The sequence below is a fragment of the Pseudomonas reactans genome, assembly GCF_013387025.1.
Lineage (GTDB): Bacteria > Pseudomonadota > Gammaproteobacteria > Pseudomonadales > Pseudomonadaceae > Aquipseudomonas > Aquipseudomonas reactans.
The window spans coordinates 1-21917 of sequence record NZ_JACAQP010000033.1; the positions used below are offsets into that span (position 1 = coordinate 1).

Below are 21917 nucleotides of genomic sequence, written 5' to 3' on the forward strand. Positions count from 1 at the left end.
GATGGCAACCGGGTCGATTACGCCTACGACCGTCAGGGCAATCTCTTAAGCGTCGAAGATGGCCACTGGGCGTTGGCATACGAGTACGACAGCCAAAACCGCCTCACCGCTGAACACCAAGGCTGGGGCACCTTGCGCTATGGCTACAACGCCTGCGGCCACCTGCAAAACCTACGCCTGCCGGATAACAACCGGGTGGTGTTCAACCACGACAAAGGCGGCCACCTCGCCACCGTCGAACTGAACGGTGAAACCCTTACCTCCCACCTGTTCAAAGCCGGCCAGGAACACCAACGCCAACAAGGCCAACTGATCAGCCACTACCACTACGACGATCAACAACGCCTGCACGCCCACGCCGTTACCCAACAGCAACACACCCTTTACCAACGCCACTACGACTACGACAAAGCCGGCAACCTCACCCGCCTGCTCGACACCCGCAAAGGCGAACACCACTACCACTACGACCCACTAAACCGCCTCACCCGCGCCAACCACTCCCAAGGCGAGCAAGAACGCTTCGGCCACGACCCGGCTGGCAACCTGCTCATGCAAAACCGCCCCGGCCCCGACATCGTGGCCGGCAACCGCCTGATGATCCAAGGCGACCACCACTACGACTATGACGCCTTCGGCAACCTCATCCGCGAACGACGCGGCAAAGGTCATCAACTCGTCACCGAGTATCGCTACGACTGCCAGCACCGCCTGATCGGCATTAAAAAACCCAACGGCCAGACCGCCAGCTATCGCTACGACCCGTTTGGGCGGCGGATCAGCAAAACCGTGGATGGCATAACCACGGAGTTTTTTTGGCAAGGCGACAAACTCATCGCCGAACACCACGCGGACCGCCACCGCAGTTATCTCTACGAACCGGACACCTTCCGCCCGCTAGCTTTGCTGGAAGGTTTTGGTCCAAAGGAAACCAAGGCCTACCACTACCAACTCGACCACCTCGGTACGCCGCAGGAACTCACCGCTGCCGATGGCGAGATCGTCTGGTCCGCACACTATCGCGCCTACGGCGAAATCAGCCGTCTCGACATAGGAAAAGTCGACAACCCACTGCGCTTCCAGGGCCAATATTTCGACCCAGAAAGCGGGCTGCACTACAACCGCCATCGCTACTACAATCCGGATATTGGTCGCTACCTGACACCGGACCCGGTGAAGCTGGCGGGGGGTATCAACGCGTACCAGTACGTACCCAACCCTACGGGGTGGGTGGATCCGTCAGGATTGAGTGCCTGTCCCGGGGACGATGGCTGCAAACCACAAATAGGCTTTGAGCCCCCAATCCAAAAAGCCCACGTTGACGAAGGGCTTCCATCTGCTCCGATAGTTCACGGAGTTGATGCTGAAACCTTAAACCGAACACACAGCATCGAAGGGAAACTCTCAACTAAACTGGTTGAAAATATTTCCCGCAACATGCGGGACAGCGGGTACGACAAAAATGAACCCATTGACGTGGTTGAACACAACGAACGACGCTATATTATTGACGGACACCATAGGGCTTCGGCAGCGAGGCGAACACGAACTCCAGTCACCATAAAACTGTTCAAAGATATTGATAGTCAAAAAGGCGCCTTTAGTACCCTTCAAGACGTGATAGATGCTTCAAAGGCCGTAGGACTTGACAGATTGGATAGGCCAAGACGATGAAAGAACAGCCTTTAGAGAACTTGATAACTGAATATTTAGCGCAAGTAAAAAAAGCAACAGATCTACTCGAACGCTCATTCGGGACCAAGAATATTCTGAGGCTATGGCGCAGCAAAAAAATCCCGCAACGAGGCTCAGTCACCGATGATGTAACCTACGAACTACATGGAATTGGTTGCCGGGTTTATCTAGCTGAAATATGTATCGACTTTGACTACGGCCCTGACGACAGGATAGACGGCTTCGATCCGTGGCGGCTGTATATATACGCATGCGAATTACCGCGCAAATACAAGAGATTCACCAAAAGAGACTGTCTTGCATACGACTTCAACGAGTACCTGAAACTAGGAAAAGCCAAAAAAATCCCTGGCTCCATGTCCAACTTGTACTTCATTCAATCATGACGATGACTACCCGGCCTGATGAGCCATCAGGCCCTCACCCCCACGCCACCACCAACAACCCCACCCCCAACACCAGACACAACGGCGAATAAAAATACGTATCCAACCGCGCAAACCGCGAACCACCGACCTTCTTGAAAAACCCCACCAACTCCGAATCCCCAATCGCCCTGGCAAACATCACCAGCGCAATCGCGCTGATCCCCCACTGCAAGGCCCCGTGTGACACCGCCGAGAAATATAGCCCGGCCCGCAAACACACCATCAGCGCAATCGCCACCAACCCCAGGGCAACCAGAAAGGTAGCAAGCGCCGAGGGTTTGAACGCCGGTTTCGGCCCACGCGCGAATTCGCCGGGCAGTTGGGGGATAGCGGCCTGGAAGCCGAGTTTGCCGCCGGCAGCCCAGTACAAATGCACCATGCTGATGAAGGTGAAAATGCCGACAACCCATCGTGCGACAACAAAGCTCATGGCGGGCTCTCCCTGGAAAAGTCCGAAAGAGGATAGTCGCTTGGTGATTTTTTGCAGGCATTTCGTCGGCGGCTGATGGTAAAGTGCCGCCCCATGAAAATCGCCCGTGCCGACCGCTCGCTCATTGCCTGGATGCTTTATTGCTGCGTCCTGTTCAATGTGTTCGCCTGCAGTATCGGTCATGGGCAGATGGTCGGGATGCAGCTCAATGGCATCGGCGGTCAGTTTTGTACGGTGGACCCTCGCACCCAGGCGCCCAAGCCGTCCAACTCCACTGAAGAGAATCTGCCAACGCTGTCCAAGGCGTTTGGTTGCCCGCTGTGTTCCACCGGCGGCATGGGCCCGGCGCTGAGTTCCAGCCTGAATGTGGCAGTACTGCCACAGCCCCATGCGCCACCGCCGGCCATTGTCCTGGCTGCTGACATCCCTGCCCGCTTTACCTGGCCTGCGGCTAATCCGCGCGCACCGCCTGTTTTTGCCTGATCCCTTCGCTTTCCAATCTGCACTGACCACCGTTTCCACGAGGAAGTACGGGCGGTTGTGCGTTGTTTTCAAGCCAAGTTTTTCAGGATTCAACCATGAAACATCTACCCCTGTTGGCGGGCCTGTTCGGCTGCCTGCCTGTCTGCGCCTGGGCCCTTGAGTTGGCCCCGACCACCATTGATGGCGAACAAACCGCCGAGCCTGGCCTGGCTCTGGATCAATCCAGCGGCATGGCCTCGCGCTTGGGCTTGAGTGTGCGCGAAACCGCGGCGTCGGTGGCGATCGCCAATCGCAATGACATCGAGCGCCACGGCGCCAAGACCTTCCGCGACGCTGCCAACACCTTGCCTGGCGTCAATGCCAGCGCCCCGCCAGGATTTGGTGGGTTTGTCTCCTACCGTGGGTTTACCAGCAGCCAGATCACCCAGATGTTCAACGGGATTAATGTGGCGACCGGCCTGGCCCGGCCGGTAGATGCCTGGATCTATGACCGGGTGGAGCTGGTAGGTGGCCCCTCCTCCTTGATCAACGGCGCCGGCTCCGTGGGCGGTTCGCTCAACTACGTGACCAAGCTGGCCACCCGCGAGGAACAGGCCGCCGAAGGCCAGCTCACCTATGGCAGCTATGACACCGCCGGCATGGCGTTTGGCGTCAATCACGCCCTGACCGAACCCGGCGCCGATGTGCAGCACTACGCGCGCCTGGATGTAAGCCGCAACACCAATCACAGCTACATCGACCGCGACCAGCGCGAGGCCTGGAGCCTGGCGTTTTCCCTGCTCAGCGACCTCACGCCCAACCTGTCTCACACCCTGGCGCTGGAATACCAGGATGAGCATGAAGACAGCCCCTACTGGGGCACGCCGGTGCTCAACCCCAAGGTGGGCGAGCTGAAGATCGATAAGCACAACCGCTTCAACAACTACAACGTTGCCGACGGTCGCTACGAACAGCGCACGATCTGGGCGCGATCGATCATCGACTACCGCCTCAACGACAGCACCACCCTGAAAAACACCCTCTACCACCTGGACAGTCAGCGCGACTACCGCAACCTGGAAACCTACCAGTACAACGCCGACAACAGCGCGGTGAACCGCTCGACGGCCTATCAGGTGCGCCATCAGGGCGAGCAGAACGGCAACCAGTTCGAGCTGCGCCACGATGACAGTATGTTCGGCTTGTCGACCACGTGGTCCGGCGGTTTCGAATACAAGGTCAACAGCACCACCAATACCCCGCTGAATGTGCCGGGCAACAGCAGCGTGGACCCGAACAACTACAACCCTGGACACTTCTACGACATCCCGCGAACCCGTGAGAAGTTCGGCAAGGACAAGACCAACGAGGTCACCACCAAGGCGTTGTTCGTGGAGAACCGGCTGGGGCTCACCGACAAACTCTCGCTGCTGACCGGCCTGCGTTACGACGCCATCGACCTGGACGTCACCAACCACCGTGCGATCACCACCACCAATCCCCGCCACTTCAAGCGCAGCTGGGAACCGGTAACCGGCCGCGTCGGCCTTACCTACCAGTTCATCCCGTCGGCCAATGTGTATGTGCAATACAGCACCGCCGCCGAGCAGCCGAACACCACCACGCAAGTGTTTGATGTTTCGACGGGCAAACAGTGGGAAGTGGGCAGCAAGTTCGATTATCTGGACGGCCGTGGCTCGGCCACCGTGGCCGCGTACAAGATCGAGCGTAAGGATTTTGCCGTGACCGATCCGCAGGACCCGACCAACAGCATTCCGGTCGGCGCACAGTCATCCAAGGGTATCGAGTTGGCCAGTTCGTTACGCATCACGCCAAGGTTACTGGCGGAGGGTAACTTCGCCTGGGTCGACGCCGAGTACGACGACTTCAACGAGAAAATCGCCAGTGGCGCAGTGGTCTCGCGCAAAGGCAATACACCAACCAACGTGCCCAAGCGCGTGGGAAACCTGTGGCTGACCTATGATTTTGCCGAGGATTGGCAAGGGGGCGTGGATGCGCGTTATGTGGCCGAGGTGTACGCCGATAACGCCAACACCCAGACGGTGCCGGCCTACACGCTGTTCGGCACGTTCCTGCGCTATAAAGTGGACTCGCACACCTCGGTGACGGGCCGGGTACGCAACTTGACGAATGAGGTGTATGCCGAGTTTGCGCATGTGTCGCCGGCTTATTACCTGGGCTCGCCGAGAACATTCGAGCTGGCAGTACAAACCAGGTTCTAGCCCTGGAAAACAGGCCAATGTGGGAGCTGGCTTGCCTGCGATAGCGCTGTGTCAGTTGATACATCTGTAACTGATACACCGCTATCGCAGGCAAGCCAGCTCCCACAATTTGACCTTTACCTGGCGGTTAGATCCGGGATTATTTCAGGCTGGCTTCAACCTTCTGCGCCACATCCTCGGTCAACCAAGCCTTCCAAACTTCTGGGTGTTCCTTTAAAAACACCTGGGCCACTTCCCGTGGCGCCGTGTGATTTTCACTCATGGTCGCCAGGGCTTTGTTCAGCGGCTCAATCGGAAACTCGACCTTCTCGAAGAACTGCGCAATCTGCGGGTGCTCCTTCTGGAACGGCGTCGACACCCCGATGCTCAACTTGGACGCCAACGAGCGTGTTGGCTTCGGATCAGGGTTATCCGCATCCGTCAGTGTCTTCCACGCCTCGGCATCAAACGGTGGCTCTTCCAGCTGGATCAACTTGTAGCGCCCCATCAACGGCGTCGGCGACCAGTAGTAGAACAGCACCGGTTTGCCCCGGCGGATCGATGAGGCGATCTCGGCATCCAGTGCCGCGCCCGAGCCGCTGCGAAAGTTTACATAGCTGTCGTCCAGGCCGTAGGCCTTGAGCTTCTGTTTGTTGACCACTTCCGAGGTCCAGCCGATGGGGCTGTTGAGAAAGCGCCCCTTGCCCGGGGATTCCGGATCCTTGAACACGTCCTTGTAGCGCGCCAGGTCCTTCACGCTCTTGAGTTCCGGCGCAAGAGGCTTGATGCCTTTGGCAGGGTCGCCCTTGACCACGTATTCCGGCACCCACCAACCTTCGGTGGCGCCTTTGACCGTATCGCCCAGGCCGACCACTTTACCTTCGGCTTCAGCCTTGACCCACACCGGGCTGCGGCCGGCCCACTCTTCGCCGATCACTTGGATGTCGTTCTTCGCCAGGGCGGTTTCCAGGGTAATGGTGGTACCAGGCAAAGTATCGGTGGGCAGGTCGTAGCCCTTTTCGACGATCACCCGCAGCACTTCGGTGATGAAGCTGCCGCTTTCCCAGTTCAAATCGGCGAAATGTACCGGAGCCTCGGCGGCCGAAACCGGCAATGTCGTCACTGACAGCCCCAGCGTCGCCAGGGACGCAGCCAACAGCGTTCTCAATCCTTTCATGCCCTTGCACCTCGCAATATCGCAGCCAATAGCGGACGGCTTTGCTGCGTAAGCGCGAAGCCTCTGAATAGTTAAGTCAACTCAACTGTAGTAGAGGTTCCGGGAGATAACGGGTGTTCGCAGAATTTGATGGTTATTCGCTGGCCTTGAAAGTCACCAGTTCACCCTTGCGCCATTTAGCGGCCTTGCCGGTCACGGCTTTCAGGGTTTTGGTCAGGCCTTCCTGCAGTTGTTCGTTGGCGGCAAACACCAGCATCACGCTGTGGCCTTCCTTGAACACGATGCCCTGGCCTTCGGCCGAGGAGACAAAGGCGTAATCGCCCAGGCCATAGACGGTCAACTTGATGTCGCGGAACTTCAGCTCAAACTTGCCACCTTCACGGCTGGGCAATACCGCTGCGCGAAAGTGATCACCGACCTTGAGCTCCAGGCGCGGCTTGTCATCCACGACCATCGCCGCCTCGGTGTCAATCTCGGCGATGTAGATGCCTTCCGGCGTCTGCTCAGTGATGTAAACAAAACGGGATTGAAACTGTTTGACCAACTTTGCGCGCAAATCACCCAGCACGAACAACGCGTGCATATCCAGATTACTGACTGCCAAGGAAACGCCCCCACATCAAAAAGAGCGCTGTCCGCCACAGCGGGCAGCACAAAAAAACGGCCATTACGGCGCGATCACATCACTCATTCTTTGAAAAAAACTGAAGAAGAACCCACTGCCGCGCCATAAGACTAGTACAGACGTGCGCGATGGACCTTGTGCAAGGTCATCAGGCACCACAGGAGATCACAGGTTCAACGGCCAGAGAATACGAGCCGACCAACTTCAGAGAATAACCCAATTAAAAATGCAGTTTTCCGACGCACCCACACAAACAAACATACCTGGCATGGAACCAGGCGGGGCCTGAGGACGACAATACTAAAACAGCAGCACCGATCAAAACCAGCCAAAACGTTGCAATCAAGTCAACCGGATCGATCGAAAGGAGCAGGCCATGCAACGATCAACCTACAATGCAATGTCTTCGCACACCCGTTCATCATGCCAGGGCGAGGCTCAATACTACCGCTTGGGCGCCTTCGAGGGGTACTCGGATTCGGTTCTTTACCAAGTCGTACCTGCCGGCAGAAACTTCTTCCATATCCGTGAAGTAGTCAGCGGTCGAATAAAAGGCTTTCGTAGCGACCATGTCAAGGCTTGTGAACTGGCCAAAAAGCTTGAAGCCCAGTTGCAAGCATCTCACGGAGCAGTCGTTTTGTCCGCCCGATAACTTAACTGCGCCGCCGACCCGCAACAACTGCCATACTGGCCCGTCCACTGAAGTTTGTGCCCTGCGGGCCAGGTTTCTCCAGTGCAGTTATCTCCAAGGGAAGGCTCTACGTGACGGAATTTGATATCGGCGAATTTTTCATCCATGGCGACGCAAGGGAAGTAGACGGTGAGTTTCAAGCAGTGATCATCATGCGGGCCAAGCCTCCGCTGACCACTGTCACCATCCATCAGGTGGAAAAAGACCGTTGGTTCAAAACCGTCGACGCGGCCGCCACCGCTGCAAAAGAGTCCGCCAAGGCCTTGAAGGCAGCGGTGGATTCCGGGGCTCTCAATTCCTGACAATCCGATAGAACTCTGCTGCGCCCCAAACCTCCGATGCATAACAACCACCCTGCATGGAGAACGATATGGACGCGCCAATTCCTACCCTTGAAACCCTGTTCGAACAATTGGGCCTGGATTCAACCCCGGACGCCATCGACGCCTTTATCGTCGCGCATCCCTTGCCTGAAGACGTGAAGCTGATCGATGCGCCATTCTGGTCTGCTCAGCAAGCGGCTTTTCTGAAAGAAGAGCTGCGCGAGGACGCTGAATGGGCGATTCCCGTGGATGAGCTGAATCAACGCCTGCATCAATCGCAATAGCCTCGTATCAATGCAGGCTGTCCGACTGCTCCAGGCGCAACAGCGCCTGCCAGGCGGCCCTGCACTCCTCGGCCTCATCACGACTGGCGAAGGCTGTGCCGCGCTGCTCACCGTTGAGCAACACCACCCAGCAGGCCTTCTGGCCCAGCGCACGCAGGGTTGGGGGTACGCCACTGCCGATCATCACGGCAACATCGACTTTGTTTTGCATGGAGCTTCTCCGCAGCATTAGTTAGCTGGCTAACAATGTTGGCCATGCTACGGTTTTCTTCCAGTTGGAAAAAGCTATCCCCGGAATAGCTCCTTTGCATAAACAGCAATAATCCTTAGCGCCCAGCCTTCACTGCCTCGGGTTTATAGCCCAGGCGCAAGCCACCCCAGTGCCGGCCCTTGACCATGATCGGCACCGACAAGTCGTGCATCAGCTCGCCGGTGTCACGGGTATAGGTCTGCAGCAAAACCGCCTGCTGGTGGCTACCACAGCGAATCCCTGTACGGTCTTCAAACTTGCGCTTGGTGCGGTTCTGCACGGCATCCACCTGCACATCGCCGGTTAGCGCGTGGGAAAACGCCTTATTGTGCGTCGGCACATAGCCCTGCGGCGTGCAGGCAATGGCAAAGACCAAGCCTTCATGCCGTGGCAGCAGCGCTTCTTGGATTGCCGGCAACACCTGGTCGGTGTAGCCGTCAAAGCGCGTGTGGTACTTGCTCGGGCTGGTGTTAGCGATCGGCGTGTAGCTGCGGTCGAACAGGTCATCCAGGCTGATGCGGTTCTGCTGCACATCGGCTTCGAATTGCGCGGCAATCCGGCTCGCCCCCTCGCGCGCCAGGTCGTAGATACGCTGGTGGTAGTCGTCCAGCCCAACTTCCGCCAGGCGTTCGCTGATGGTTTCGGCCTGCCCTTCCATCTGCACGGCAGCGTCGGCCAACTGGCGGGTTTGCTGATCGCTGACAGCCAGGTCGCTGCGCATCTGTTCCACGGCATGGAACAAGCTGTCGAGTTGGGTGCGGTTGGTGTCGGTGCCCTGGGCGATCTCATTCACCTGGCCCTCCACATCGGCCGCCAGGCTGGCAATACTCTGCAGCTGCTCACCGGCGTGCTCCACCTGCTCGACGCCGGTATGCAGGTCCGCCGAGAGCTGGCGAATCTGCTCCACCACCTGGGCGGTGCGTTGCTGGATGTCCGCCACCATCACCCCGACTTCATCGGTGGCCGTGGCGGTACGCCCTGCCAAACCGCGCACTTCATCCGCGACCACGGCGAACCCACGCCCATGCTCACCGGCCCGCGCCGCTTCAATCGCGGCGTTAAGCGCCAAGAGGTTGGTCTGGCTGGCGATGGACTGGATCACCAGCGTCACCCGCTGGATTTCCTCACTGCGCAGGCTCAAGGCTTCAATCAGCTCACGGCTGGCGTTGGCGCGTTGGCTGAGCTGGTGCATGCGGGTGATCGACTGGGCCAGTACTTCGCGGCCTTCAGTGCTGCGCTGATGCGCCTGGCTGGCGGCGACAAGCGCTTCGCGGCTCAGTTGAGAGGTGACCTTTTCAGTGCCGATCATCACCTCGGCACTGCTGACAATCTGCTTGGCCGCACCCAGCTGCGACTGCACACGCGCCGCCAGTTGCTTGACCGAAAAGGCCACGCCGGCTGCGGACAACGCGTTATGACTGGTGGTGTAGGACAGGTCGCGAGTCAATTCGCCGATGGCATCGACGGCATCGGAAGATGCGATAACAGGTGCGCGAGTTTTCAATCGAGGCAGCCAGATCACCAGCAGGGCAAGTGCCAGGCAAAGGTAGAGCGGCAGGCTGGCGAGCGCCAAGCCCAGCAGGACCAACACCAGGGCGGTGCTCTGCAACAGGGGCGTCAGCCAGCCGGGCAACCCGCGCGCCACCGCTTGCGGTGGCACTGCTGCGCCCATCAGAGATCCGTCTCCAGCCATCTTCGTTACCCCACTGCTTGTCATTATTGTCGCTGCATTAAACGCCACTATCGGGCCATTATCCATGGGCCTTTAGTGGGGTGGCTTGCAGCAGATCAATAGACGGGGTGTAACGGGTCTTTCCCGGGGAACCGCAGGGCGATCCCCCGCCTCACCGCATCAGGCTTGGCGCTGATGCTTGTCGATCTGCTCGTGGCGCTCTTGCGCTTCGATGCAGTACTTGGTGGTCGGGCTGATCAGCAGGCGCTTGAGGCCGATAGGCTCGCCGCTGTCATCGCACCAGCCAAAGGAATCTTCCTTGATACGCTCCAGTGCGCGCTCAAGCTGCGGCAGCATGCGCTGGTCGCGGTCAATGGCGTTGACCAGCCAGGTGCGCTCTTCTTCAACAGAAGCGGCGTCGGCCGGGTCGGCCGGGGTGTCCAGGCTTTCAATGGCGATACGGTTCTGTTCAATGCGCTCGTGGTGTTCCACTTTCATGTCTTGCAGCAACTGCTCGAAAAAAGCGTGCTGTTCGGCATTCATGTAGTCATCCGCCGGCATGGCCAGCAACTTTTCCTTTGTCATTGATTTCTCTATAAAAAATACGTGCATTAAGGCGAATAAGGGAGCGTTCCGGCCGACCTCTGCAGGTCTCGGAAGGGCGCCATCCATTTCAAGCGCCACCCGGCACTCAATTTACGAGGGGCGGCAGTCTAAGGCCGACTTGAGGGCGCAGCAACTGAAAAGACAGGCAATTTTTCCGAGATAACCCCCAAAAGCACCAGGACGGGCTCGGCGAATGGTCATCGGAGTGCGTTTATAGCAAGAAATTCAGTGTTGTGGAGCTATATAGAAGACAAACGGTTGAAACCTCACCCCCAACTGTAGGAGCAAGCTTGCTCGCGAAGAACGCAAGGGCAACGCGTTTAACCAGACACCGCGCGTTACCGTTGGCGTTTTTCGCGAGCAAGCTCGCTCCTACAAGGACGCCTTCAGCGCTTGAGCTTGCGCTTGTTGCGGTATTGGTCGATCACCACCGCCACCACAATGATCAGGCCCTTGATGATGTCCTGGATATACGCGTCAACCCCAACAAAGGTAAACCCGCTGGCCATCACCCCAAGGATCAGCGCGCCGATCACGGTGCCGGTGATACGCCCTACCCCGCCCGCCAGGCTGGTGCCGCCGATCACAGCGGCGGCAATCGCATCCAGCTCATAGGACATGCCCATGCCGGCCTGGCCGGTGGCTGCACGTGCCGAGGCCACTACACCGGCCAGGCCCGCCAGCAGGCCGGCGATGCTGTAGACGATGATCAAATGGCGCTTGACGTTGATCCCCGAGGTACGCGCCGCCTGCATGTTGCCGCCAATCGCGTAGGTGTACTTGCCGTACTTGGTGTAGCGCAGGGCGATATGGAAGATCACCGCCACCACCAGGAAGATGATCACCGGCATCGCGCCATGGCCGATGGCCGTGTACGAGTCCGAGAGCATGCTCACCGGCTGGCCTTCGGTGTAGTAACGCGCCAGGCCACGGGCCGAGACCATCATGCCCAGGGTCGCAATGAACGGTGGGATGCCGGTGACGGCGATGATGCTGCCGTTGATCGCTCCCGCCAGCAGCCCGACGCCCAGCCCCATCGCCACCGGGATCCACACCGGCAAGTCGGTCAGGCTCGGGAACACCGCACGGGAAAAGTCGGAAGTCTGGGCCAAACTCGCGGCGATCATCGCCGACAGCGCCAGCACCGAACCGGAGGACAGATCGATCCCCGTGGTAATGATGACCTGGGTCACGCCAATTGCCAGCAGGCCGATGATCGACACTTGCAGGATCATCAGTACCAGGCGCTGGGAGTTCATCAGGAAACTCTGGTCCCGCACGATCCAGCCAAACAGCTCGAAAACCAGGCCAATGCCGATCAGCACCAAAAAGATGCTCAGCTCGGTGGGCATGCGTCGGCGACTTTTAGTGGGTACCGTCGCGGGTTTGTTATCCGTTATTGCGTTCATAGCCCATCACCTTCTTATTCTGTGCGTCAGTGGACTGCCGTCATCCCGGAGGCCAACTGCATGACTTTTTCCTGGGTCGCTTCGCTGCGGTCCAGGGTGCCCATCAACTCGCCTTCATGCATCACCATGACCCGATCACTCATGCCCAGCACTTCGGGCAATTCGGAGGAAATCATGATCACGGCCATGCCTTCGCTGGCGAGGAATGAAATCAATCGGTAGATCTCGGCCTTGGCGCCCACGTCGATGCCACGGGTAGGTTCATCGAGGATCAGCAGTCGCGGGTTGGTCATCAGCCAGCGCGCCAACAAGGCCTTCTGCTGGTTACCACCAGACAAGGTGTCGATGCACTGCTCAAGGGATGGGGTTTTCACCCGCAGCTTCTTGCACATGTCTTCGCACAGCGCACGCAGGGCTTTCTGTTGGATAAAGCCGTTGCCGGTATAGTGCGGCAACACCGCCATTTCCATGTTTTCCAGCACCGACAGGCACGGGAACAGGCCACTGAGCTTGCGATCCTCTGTCAACAGCGCAAAGCCCTTTTCGATGGCCATGTGCGGGTCGGTGATGCGCACCGCCTTGCCATCCAGGGTGATTTGGCCGCTGCTGCTGGGCGTGATGCCAAAAATGGTTTCTGCCACGTTGGTACGGCCCGAGCCCATCAGCCCAGCGATACCAAGGATTTCACCGGCGTGCAGGTCGAACGACACGTCCTTGAACACGCCGTCCAGTGTCAGGTCGCGCACCGTCAGCAACAGGTCGCCGATGGGCGTCTCGCGCACCGGGAACAGCTGGCTCAGCTCACGGCCGACCATCATCGAGATCAGGCTATCGCTGTTCATGCTGTCGGCACGTTGCAGGCCGATGTAGTGGCCGTCGCGGAACACCGCCACTTCATCGGCGATGGCGAACACTTCGTTCATTTTGTGGGTGATGTAGACGATACCTTTGCCCTGGGACTTGAGGTCGGCAATGATCGAAAACAGGTGGGCCACTTCCTTTTCGGTAATGGCCGACGTCGGTTCATCCATGATCAGGATGTCGGAGTCGTAGGACACGGCCTTGGCAATCTCGACCATCTGCCGCTCGGCGATGCTCAGGTTGCCCACGTGCTCCTCGGGGTCCAGGTTGATGCGCAGGCGCGCCAGCAACTCGGCGGTGCAGCGGTGCATTTCGCGGTGATTGACCATGTGCAGGCTGTTGAGCTGCTCACGACCGATCCAGATGTTCTCGGCGATGCTCATGTGCGGCATCAGGTTGAGTTCCTGGTGGATCATCGCGATCCCGGCCTTCTGGGCCGCCAGGGGTGTTTCAAACACGATCGGCTTGCCACGCAGGCGGATTTCCCCGGCGTCGGGCTGGTAGATGCCGGCGATGATTTTCATCAACGTCGACTTGCCCGCACCGTTCTCGCCCATCAGCGCCAGCACGGTGCCGGGGCGCACCCGCAGTTGCACGTCGGCCAGGGCCACGACGCCGGGAAAGCCTTTGCTGATGTTGACGATTTCCAGCAGGTAGGGTTCTTCCAGCGGCTGGGGCTGAAGACCGGGAGGCTGCGAGACAGTCGCTTGAGCGAGCATAGGGAGGTACTCCATCTGCAGGGCGGTCAAGACCGCCCTGCCGGCTTATTGTTGTTATGCAGGGCTATTTGAAGTCTTTGACGTTGTCTGGGGTGATCAGCTGGAACGGGATCACCACGTTCTGCTCGATAGGCTCGTTCTTGGCCATCTTGCGTGCCGTTTCCACCGACTTGTCGGCCTGGCCCTTGGCATCCTGGAAGGCCGACACCGTCATGTCACCCTTGGTGATCGCGTTCAGGCCGTCCGGCGTACCGTCGACACCGGCGATCAACACGCCCTTCTTGCCCGCCGATTTGAGGGCCATGGCGGCGCCGATCGCCATCTCATCGTTGTTCGACAGCACGGCCTGGAAGTCGCGGCCTTGGGTCAGCCAGTCGTTGACCAGGGTCATGCCCTTGTCACGCAGCCAGATACCGGTCTGTTCCTGCTCGATCTTGATGCCTGGGTACTTAGTCAGGACTTCCTTCACACCCTTGGTACGGTTGGTGGTGGAGTTGTTTGCCAGGTCACCCAGCAGGATCACGATGTTGCCTTTGCCGCCAAGCTTTTCGGCGATGTACTGCATCTGCAGCTTGCCGGCCTCGACGTCGTCGGACGTCACCGCCGCGACGCCTGGGGCCAATGTCGCGCTGTCAGGACGACGGTTGACGAACACCAGCGGGATTTTCGCTGCGGTGGCGGCCTTGATGATGTTGGCCGTCGACGCGGTGTCCACCGGGTTGACGATGATCGCGTCGACTTTCTGACTGATAAAGTTCTCGACCTGGCTCAGTTGCTTGACCACGTCGGCACGCGCGTCTTCGAACTGCAATTGCACGCCATCGCCCTTGGGATAGGACTTGGCTTGCTTGTCCATGTCTTCGCGCAGGTAGGTCAGGAAGGTGTCATCGAAGGCGGACATGCTCACGCCTATCTTGAGGTCAGCAGCCGAGGCAACACCGCTGGCGAGCAGCATGGACAGGGCCAGCGCGGTAAAACGGATCGGGGTCTTCATGAACGGTCTGTCTCCACTTTCTTGTTGGTTTTTTGGACGTTGCGTTTATCAGAGCTCGGCAGGCAGCCGGACGACCGGTGCGCCGGGAATGCAGCACACAAGCGCGCCTTTGTTTTCGACGCACAGCACATTAAGGAAGGAGAAGTAGAACGGCCGGGCGCGGGGCAGACCGCGTGGCGCTTTAGCAGGGCGTAAAACTCGCAGTACAGCGTTGAAGATTTTCATCTGACGGTACCTGGTTGTTTTTGATCTTGTTTTTGTTGAGTCGCGCGGGTCGAGCCCGAACGTACTTTATGCAACCTGGAAAAGACTTTATTGGAAAATAATTTCCATATCAACCTGTTTTAGAATTTTATTCTATTTTTGTTGAAACCACCTGCTGACGCTCGGCGCTGAGGCGTGCGGCGTCCAATATACGGGTGGTTTCCAGGGCGTCATAGCCGTCCACCGGCAAGGGTCCCTGCCCTTGCACCGCCAATTGCAACTGCCGATAGAATTGATTCCAGCAGCCCTTTTCCGAGGGGACTCGCTCACGCTCCGCACCTTGCTCGAACCAGCCCCAGCGTCGATGCTCTTCGGCGCCCCAGTGTTCACCTTCGGTTTTAGGCGATTTGCCAGCCATCAAGGCTTCTTCCTGGCCGTCCAGGCCTTCGACGGTGTAACAGCCTGCGCTGCCACTGACGCGAAAACGCGGTGCCTGGCTGTTTTGCAAGGCGTTGCCCCACAGATGGGAGATCACGCCGTTGGCATGGGTCAGGGAGACAAAGAAGCCGTGATCCACCGTGGGGTGTTCGGCGGTGTAATGCAGTTGGGCGAACACTCGATCTACCGGGCCGAACAGTTGCAACGCCTGGTCGACCAAATGGCTGCCCAGGTCGCGCAACCAGCCACCACCGCTGGCGTTGCCCACGGCGTGCGGGCTGTAGCGTTCCACGCGGGATTCAAAGCGGGTGATCTTGCCCAGGGCGCCAGCGTCGATGAGCTTGCGCAGGGTCAGGTAGTCCGAATCCCAACGCCGGTTCTGGTACACGCTGAGCAGCGTGCCCTGGCGCTCGGCGGCGGTGATCAGCGCTTGGGCCTGCTCGGCATTGGCGGCAAAGGGTTTGTCGCTGACCACGGTGACACCGTGTTCGATGGCCTCCAGCACCAGGGCCGGGCGGCCTTTGAGGGTGGTGGAGATGACCAGGGCGTCGACACCGACCTCGACGATCTGGCCGATGGAATCGAAAGCCTTGAGACCGGGATGGTCAGTCGCCAACTGCTGGCGGCGTTCAGGTGAGCGAGTAACGACGCCAACAAACGTGGCGCCGGGCAGTGTTGCAATCAGCGGCGCATGAAAGAAGCGCCCTCCGTGGCCGTAGCCGACCAATCCAATTCTCATGAGTAGATACCTTCTTGAACTGGAAACCGGATCAACTGTGGGAGCTGGCTTGCCTGCGATAGCAGTGCGTCAGGCAATGAATCTGGCACTGATAAACCGCTATCGCAGGCAAGCCAGCTCCTACAGTTTTTGACCGAGTTTCTTCAGTGGGTTAGCCGTAGAAGCGCGGACGATCCGGCAGGCTCACCTTCACAATCTGCTCACTGTTCTGCGCCTCGATGCACGCATCCGCCGCCACTGCCGCCGCAAAGCCATCCCACGCCGAAGGCCCGCCGACCTGGCCGGCGCGCACGCTGTCGATGAACGCCTGCAACTCCACGTCATAGGCGCCGATAAACCGATCCTTCCAGTCCATCAGAATCGCGTTGGACAGCTTCGCGCCACTGCGCAGTTGCACTTGGGACGGCTCCGGCAGCTTGGCGATGCCGGTCTCCCCCACCACTTCGCACTGGATGTCATAGCCGTACTGGCAGTTCACAAACACTTCCACATCGATGCGCGTGCCCTTGGCGGTTTCCAGTAGCACGATCTGCGGGTCGCGCAGGTGGGCCAGGGCCTTGCTGGATTTGCGCGGGAACACCACTTGCACCGACACGTAGTCGTCGTTGAGCAGCCAGCGCAACACATCCAGCTCGTGGATCAGGGTGTCGGTGATCGCCATGTCGGTCTTGTAGTTCTCGCCCACCGTCGGGTTGCGGTGCGCGCAGTGCAGCATCAGCGGCTCGCCGATCTGTCCGCTGTCGATCACGGCTTTGAGGGCGCGATAGCCTTCATCGTAAGGGCGCATGAAACCGACCTGCACCAGGCGTTTGCCGAACGCCACTTCGGCATCGACGATCTTGCGGCAGCCTTCGGCGGTGACCGCCAAGGGTTTTTCGCAAAACACCGGCTTGCCGGCAGCGATGGCGGCCAGCACGAACTCTTCGTGGCTCGGGCCCCAGGAGGTGACAAGTACCGCTTCAACTTCCGGGGAATTGATCAGCGCATGGCCGTCGGCGTACACCTCGGCACTGATATTCAAGTCAGCCACCACCTTGGCGGCCTGCTCCAGGTTGATGTCGGTTACCGCCACCACCTGGCTGTTGAGCAAGGTCTGGCTGCAACGACGGATATGGTCCCGGCCGATAGCGCCTGTACCGATGACACCGAGCTTCAAAGACATACAAACACTCCTCTTGTGATTAGTACTGCCGGGCCTTCGCCAGGTGTTCATTGAGTTTTTCCGCGGCGGCATTCGTGCGTTCGCTGGTGGAGACCTGCGCCACGCCCACCCGCCACCACGACAGGTAGCCGTGGATCATGGTTTTGGGCAGCACCTTGATATCGATCAGCGTGGACACCGTCTGCGTACGCGCATCGGCCAGCGCAGCTTCAAGCTGTTCCACTGTGCTGACCTTGTAGGTCTTGCAGCCATAGGCCGCCGCGCTCATGGCGAAATCCACCGGTACCAGGCCGCCATCGAGCTTGCCGCTCTCGGGGTTGCGATAGCGGAATTCAGTGCCGAAGCTGTCCATGCCGTTGCCGATCTGCAGGTTGTTGATGCAGCCAAAGGCCATGTTGTCGAGCAGCACCACGTTGATCTTGCGCCGCTCCTGAATCGAGGTGGCCAGCTCCGAGTGCAGCATCATGTAGGAGCCGTCACCGACCAGGGCGTAGACCTCTTTGCTCGGCTCGGCGAGTTTCACGCCGAGGGCGGCGTTGATCTCATAGCCCATGCACGAATAGCCGTACTCGACGTGGTAGGTGTTCACGCCCTTGCTGCGCCAGGCGCGCTGCAGGTCGCCGGGCAGGCTGCCGGCGGCGGCGACGATGATGGCGTCGTCGGCCAGGGTTTCATTCAATACACCCAGCACGCGGCTTTGGGTCAGGCACGAGCCGGTCAGCTCGATAAATTCACGCAGCACCGCGCGGTCCAGGTGGTCGTCGACCTCAGGCACAAAACCGTCGCCGGCATATTCGACCTGATGCACTCGGTTCACTTCGGCCTCCAACTGCGCCTTGGCCTCGCTGATCTGCTCGCCCCAGCCGGAACGGTAATCGCCGAGGGCATCCGCCAATGCTTCCAGGGCGACTTGGGCGTCGGCCAGCACCTGCACGCCGTCCAGCTTCAGGGCGTCGCACGGGCTGATATTGAGGTTGAGAAACTTCACGTCGGCGTGCTTGAACAGCGATTTGGACGAGGTGGTGAAGTCGGTGTAGCGCGTGCCGATACCAATGATCAGGTCCGCTTCGGGCGCCAGCAGATTCGCTGCCAGGCAGCCGGTTTCACCAATCCCGCCGACATTCAGCGGATGGCTGGACACCACGGCGCTCTTGCCCGCCTGGGTTTCCGCGAAGGGAATCTCAAACCGCTCGGCAAAGGCTTGCAGCGCGGCATTGGCGCCGGAGTACTTCACCCCACCACCGCAGATGATCAGCGGCTTGCGCTTGCCGCGGAACGCCGCCAGTGCATCACTGATCATCGCAGCCGTGGCCGGGCGACGGTCGACGCGGTGCACGCGTTTCTGCAGGAAATAATCCGGATAATCCCAGGCTTCGGCCTGCACGTCCTGGGGCAATGCCAGGGTCACCGCGCCGGTCTCGGCCGGGTCGGTCAGCACGCGCATGGCGTGGATGGCGGCGGTCATCAACTGCTCGGGTCGGTTGATGCGGTCCCAGTACTTGCTGACTGAGCGGAAGGCATCGTTGGTGCTGATGCTCAAGTCGTGGAACTGCTCGATCTGTTGCAGCACCGGGTCAGGCTGGCGGCTGGCGTACACATCGCCGGGCAACAGCAATAACGGGATACGGTTGGCGGTGGCGGTCGCGGCGGCGGTGAGCATATTGGCAGCGCCCGGGCCGACGGAGGCCGTACACGCGTAGATCTTGCGGCGCAGGTGCTGCTTGGCGAAACCGATGGCGGCGTGGGCCATGCCCTGCTCGTTGCGGCCCTGGTGCACCACCAGATCGCCGGCGTCCTGTTCCAGGGCCTGGCCCAGGCCCAGCACGTTGCCGTGGCCGAAAATCGTGAACACCCCGGCGACGAACTTGCTCTGCACGCCGTCGACTTCGATGTATTGGTTATCCAGGAACTTCACCAGGGCCTGGGCCATGGTCAATCGTGTGGTGGTCATCTCGCGCCCCTTATCGTTTCTGCAGGTGGGCGATGCTTGCCCCTAACGCCTGCTGGATATCCGCCAATGCATGCACGCTCTCGGCAAACGGTTCGAATGACAGGTAGCCGCTGTAGCCGGTGCTGAGCAAGGTGTCGATCTGTGCGGCGTTGCCCAGGATGTCGCCCTCGCCCACCAGCACGCGGTGGCCGTCGCGAATCGAATGGAGCGGCGCCTCGCTATCTTCCACGCCGGAGATATGCACCAGCCCGGTCAGTTCCGGGAAGAACTCGTGTTCGCTGGCCAGGTGATGATGGAAGGTGTCGTGCACCAGGCGGAACACATCCAGGCCGCCGATGGATTTGATCGCCTCCACCGCCACGCGCTTGCGCCGCAGGGCACATTCCTCAAAACCCAGGGGCTCGATAAAGCCGAGAATCCCGTAGTCGCGCAGGATCGGCGCCAGCTCGCTCAAGGCCGTGCGCAAACCGGCGGCACGCTGGGCTTCGTTGCGCGTGTCGCCCGGCTCATTGAGCGGGCACATCACCAGGCCCTGGGCGCCGCATTCACGGGCGTAGGTCGCCAGTTTGATCGCCTGGGCCCGGCGTTCGTCGTTCCACACATCAAAGGGGTACAGCGCGTTGATCGACAGCACGGTGATGCCCTGCACCGCGCACAGTTCACGCACGCGGCTGGCCGGGGTGCCGAATTCGATCTGCTTGTCGGCCAGGTCATTGCGGATCTCGATGGCATCGCACTTGAGCGTTGCGGCCAACTGGATGAAATCCGGCAGGGACAGATGAGGAGCAACCATGCGGTTAAGGGCGAAACGTAGAGGCGACTTCATTTATTGTTGTTCTCCGTCCAAACCGCTGATTAGAGGTCCAGCAGCCAGCTGTGCTGCGGGTCGTTGTGGAAATGCCAGGCACGCTTGGGGCCGGCCATCACGTTCAGGTAATAGGACTCGTAGCCGTAAGGCACGCTGACCGGGTGATACCCCTTGGGCACCACCACCAGGTCGCTGTTTTCCACGGCCATGGCCTGATCGATGCTGCGGTCGTCGGTGTAGACGCGCTGGAACACGAAGCCCTGGGGCGGGTTGATCTGGTGATAGTAGGTTTCTTCCAGGAAGCTCTGGTGCGGCAGGTCGTCGGTGTCATGCTTGTGCGGCGGGTAGCTCGACGAATGCCCGGACGGCGTACGCACTTCCACCACCAGCAGCGAGTGGGCCGGCTCGCTGTCGGGCAGGATGTCGCACACGTAGCGGGTGTTGGCGCCCTTGCCGCGAACGCTGCGCTTGCAGTTTTCGGGGCGGATCAGGCGAGGTTCGTAGCCCTCTGCGCCCGGCGCGGCGCACACGGCAATCTGTACGTCGCTCAACGCGGTGACCTGGGCATCGGTGCCCGGCGGCAGGTAGGCGGCGAACGGGGATTTGTCTTCAAACACCGATTGGCGATCGCCCAGGTTCTGCCAGTTGAAGCCTTCGCCTTCGATGTTCACCCGGCCGCTGAGCAGCACCAGGCACAGTTCTTTATCACCGGCGCTGACCGGCAGGGTTTCCCCCAGGCTCAGGCGGTAGGCAGAAAAACCCACGTACTCCAGGCGCCCGGCTTCCAGGGCGACCATGGTCTGGCCGCGTTTGCTGCTTTTGACCAACAAGCTCATCACTCAAGTCCTCTCGTTGAGAAGCGCGCGCAAAGTGTCATAGCCTTTCTTCGCGTAGATATAGCTGGGGGCTACTGCCGGATCCTGCTCGGCTTCCACCACCAGCCAGCCCTCGTAATGGGCGGCCAGCAGCACGTCGAGCAATTGCGCGAAGTCGATATCGCCATCGCCGGGCACGGTGAAAGTGCCGTTGACGATGCAGTCGGGAAAACTCCACATCTGGTTACGCGCCAGTTGCACCACCGGTTTGCGCACGTCCTTGAAATGCACATGGCAAATGCGGTCGATGTGTTTGCGCAGCACGTCGAGAGGTTCGCCGCCGCCCATGTAGCAATGACCCGAATCGAACAGCAGGCCGACTTCAGGGCCGGTGCGGCGCATCAGTTGGTCGATGTCTTCCGGGGATTCGACATAAGCGCCCATGTGGTGGTGATACGCCAGGCGCACGCCCTGGGACAGGGTGAAGCGCGCCAGTTCAGTGAGCTTGTCGGCGTAGTCCTGCCAGGCCTGTTCGCTGTGGAAACGCGGACGTTCGATCAGGCGGATGCGCGAGCCCTGGATCGAATCGGCCACTTCGCCGTAGACCAAGACCTTGGCGCCGTTCTGCTTGAGCAACTCGACATGCCCGGCGATGGCCTCGATCTCCTCAGCCACCGAGCGCTGGGCCAGGCGGCTGGAGTACCAGCCGGAAACCAGCGCCAGGTCATAGGGGCGCAACACATCGCCGACGCCCTTGGCGTCCTTGGGGAACTTGCCGTTGAGTTCAAAACCTTCGTAGCCGATTTCCTTGCCTTCGCTCAGGGCGGTGCTCAGGGGCGTTTCGCCGCCCAGGGCCGGCAGGTCGTCGTTGCTCCAGGAGATCGGGTTGATGCCAATTCGGATTGCGGGCATGGCTGCACCTTTATTATTTTCAGGTATTACTGAGATCTGC

General features: G+C 59.7%; 23 protein-coding genes. 7 read left to right on the plus strand and 16 right to left on the minus strand.

Features of this window, described 5'->3' with window-relative positions; all coding sequences use genetic code 11:
• A partial coding sequence (locus HX793_RS24760) for an RHS repeat-associated core domain-containing protein (RefSeq protein ID WP_178905549.1) occupies window positions 1-1674 on the plus strand: 1674 nt, incomplete at its 5' end.
• The gene (locus HX793_RS24765; protein WP_177096537.1) at window positions 1671-2081 is read left to right on the plus strand and encodes a DUF6896 domain-containing protein; all 411 of its coding nucleotides are present in this window, start codon (window positions 1671-1673) and stop codon (window positions 2079-2081) included. The genes HX793_RS24760 and HX793_RS24765, both read left to right, overlap by 4 nt.
• Before the next feature lie 34 nt (window positions 2082-2115).
• On the opposite strand, the gene HX793_RS24770 is transcribed toward HX793_RS24765, so the two are convergent.
• Window positions 2116-2553 (minus strand): DUF3995 domain-containing protein, encoded by a 438-nt coding sequence (locus HX793_RS24770; protein ID WP_177096535.1) that lies wholly within the window; start codon window positions 2551-2553, stop codon window positions 2116-2118.
• Window positions 2554-2646: 93 nt separating this feature from the next.
• Here HX793_RS24770 and HX793_RS24775 point away from each other — a divergent pair, with 93 nt between their 5' ends.
• A complete protein-coding gene (locus HX793_RS24775) occupies window positions 2647-3036 on the plus strand; it encodes a DUF2946 domain-containing protein (RefSeq protein WP_123476737.1) in 390 nt (129 codons plus the stop codon).
• Window positions 3037-3131: 95 nt separating this feature from the next.
• On the plus strand, window positions 3132-5258 hold the full coding sequence (locus HX793_RS24780; RefSeq protein ID WP_177096534.1) for a TonB-dependent receptor: 2127 nt from the start codon (window positions 3132-3134) through the stop codon (window positions 5256-5258).
• A 139-nt stretch (window positions 5259-5397) separates the two neighbouring features.
• On the opposite strand, the gene HX793_RS24785 is transcribed toward HX793_RS24780, so the two are convergent.
• Window positions 5398-6414, minus strand: coding sequence for an ABC transporter substrate-binding protein (locus tag HX793_RS24785; RefSeq protein WP_177004138.1), 1017 nt, complete (start codon window positions 6412-6414; stop codon window positions 5398-5400).
• Between the two features lie 133 nt (window positions 6415-6547).
• Complete coding sequence (locus HX793_RS24790) at window positions 6548-6997, minus strand: hypothetical protein (protein WP_050554011.1); 450 nt, start codon at window positions 6995-6997, stop codon at window positions 6548-6550.
• Window positions 6998-7415: 418 nt separating this feature from the next.
• Here HX793_RS24790 and HX793_RS24795 point away from each other — a divergent pair, with 418 nt between their 5' ends.
• The 3 genes from HX793_RS24795 (at window position 7416) to HX793_RS24805 (ending at window position 8337) form a co-directional block, all read left to right on the plus strand.
• Window positions 7416-7691: a hypothetical protein gene (locus HX793_RS24795; protein WP_016975555.1), complete on the plus strand. Its 276-nt coding sequence runs from the start codon at window positions 7416-7418 to the stop codon at window positions 7689-7691.
• Between the two features lie 110 nt (window positions 7692-7801).
• Window positions 7802-8032, plus strand: coding sequence for a hypothetical protein (locus tag HX793_RS24800; RefSeq protein WP_177096533.1), 231 nt, complete (start codon window positions 7802-7804; stop codon window positions 8030-8032).
• 68 nt (window positions 8033-8100) lie between these two features.
• Entirely contained in the window at window positions 8101-8337 is a 237-nt protein-coding gene (locus tag HX793_RS24805) for a DUF2789 domain-containing protein (RefSeq protein WP_177096532.1), read from the plus strand.
• A gap of 7 nt (window positions 8338-8344) precedes the next feature.
• Here the strand turns inward: HX793_RS24805 and HX793_RS24810 are convergent, their stop codons facing one another.
• The 13 genes from HX793_RS24810 to iolE form a co-directional block, all read right to left on the minus strand.
• Window positions 8345-8548 (minus strand): hypothetical protein, encoded by a 204-nt coding sequence (locus HX793_RS24810; protein ID WP_034104418.1) that lies wholly within the window; start codon window positions 8546-8548, stop codon window positions 8345-8347.
• Between the two features lie 115 nt (window positions 8549-8663).
• Window positions 8664-10346, minus strand: a complete 1683-nt coding sequence (locus tag HX793_RS24815) for a methyl-accepting chemotaxis protein (protein WP_438810859.1) — start codon at window positions 10344-10346, stop codon at window positions 8664-8666.
• A gap of 93 nt (window positions 10347-10439) precedes the next feature.
• Entirely contained in the window at window positions 10440-10844 is a 405-nt protein-coding gene (locus HX793_RS24820) for a TraR/DksA family transcriptional regulator (RefSeq protein WP_010564800.1), read from the minus strand.
• 407 nt (window positions 10845-11251) lie between these two features.
• A complete protein-coding gene (locus tag HX793_RS24825) occupies window positions 11252-12274 on the minus strand; it encodes an ABC transporter permease (RefSeq protein ID WP_016975559.1) in 1023 nt (340 codons plus the stop codon).
• A gap of 26 nt (window positions 12275-12300) precedes the next feature.
• Entirely contained in the window at window positions 12301-13854 is a 1554-nt protein-coding gene (locus HX793_RS24830) for a sugar ABC transporter ATP-binding protein (protein WP_025999676.1), read from the minus strand.
• A 64-nt stretch (window positions 13855-13918) separates the two neighbouring features.
• A complete protein-coding gene (locus HX793_RS24835; RefSeq protein ID WP_016975561.1) occupies window positions 13919-14848 on the minus strand; it encodes a sugar ABC transporter substrate-binding protein in 930 nt (309 codons plus the stop codon).
• A 48-nt stretch (window positions 14849-14896) separates the two neighbouring features.
• A complete protein-coding gene (locus HX793_RS24840) occupies window positions 14897-15073 on the minus strand; it encodes a hypothetical protein (RefSeq protein ID WP_177004141.1) in 177 nt (58 codons plus the stop codon).
• Window positions 15074-15200: 127 nt separating this feature from the next.
• Entirely contained in the window at window positions 15201-16229 is a 1029-nt protein-coding gene (locus HX793_RS24845) for a Gfo/Idh/MocA family protein (RefSeq protein ID WP_177096530.1), read from the minus strand.
• Between the two features lie 151 nt (window positions 16230-16380).
• Complete coding sequence (iolG, locus tag HX793_RS24850) at window positions 16381-17391, minus strand: bifunctional inositol 2-dehydrogenase/D-chiro-inositol 1-dehydrogenase (RefSeq protein WP_016975563.1); 1011 nt, start codon at window positions 17389-17391, stop codon at window positions 16381-16383.
• A gap of 19 nt (window positions 17392-17410) precedes the next feature.
• Window positions 17411-19342 (minus strand): 3D-(3,5/4)-trihydroxycyclohexane-1,2-dione acylhydrolase (decyclizing), encoded by a 1932-nt coding sequence (gene iolD, locus HX793_RS24855; RefSeq protein WP_177096529.1) that lies wholly within the window; start codon window positions 19340-19342, stop codon window positions 17411-17413.
• Window positions 19343-19352: 10 nt separating this feature from the next.
• On the minus strand, window positions 19353-20168 hold the full coding sequence (locus HX793_RS24860) for a TIM barrel protein (RefSeq protein ID WP_177096528.1): 816 nt from the start codon (window positions 20166-20168) through the stop codon (window positions 19353-19355).
• 29 nt (window positions 20169-20197) lie between these two features.
• Window positions 20198-20986, minus strand: a complete 789-nt coding sequence (gene iolB / locus HX793_RS24865; RefSeq protein WP_177062360.1) for a 5-deoxy-glucuronate isomerase — start codon at window positions 20984-20986, stop codon at window positions 20198-20200.
• Between the two features lie 3 nt (window positions 20987-20989).
• Window positions 20990-21877 (minus strand): myo-inosose-2 dehydratase, encoded by an 888-nt coding sequence (gene iolE / locus HX793_RS24870; RefSeq protein WP_177096526.1) that lies wholly within the window; start codon window positions 21875-21877, stop codon window positions 20990-20992.
• Window positions 21878-21917 lie beyond the last annotated feature (40 nt).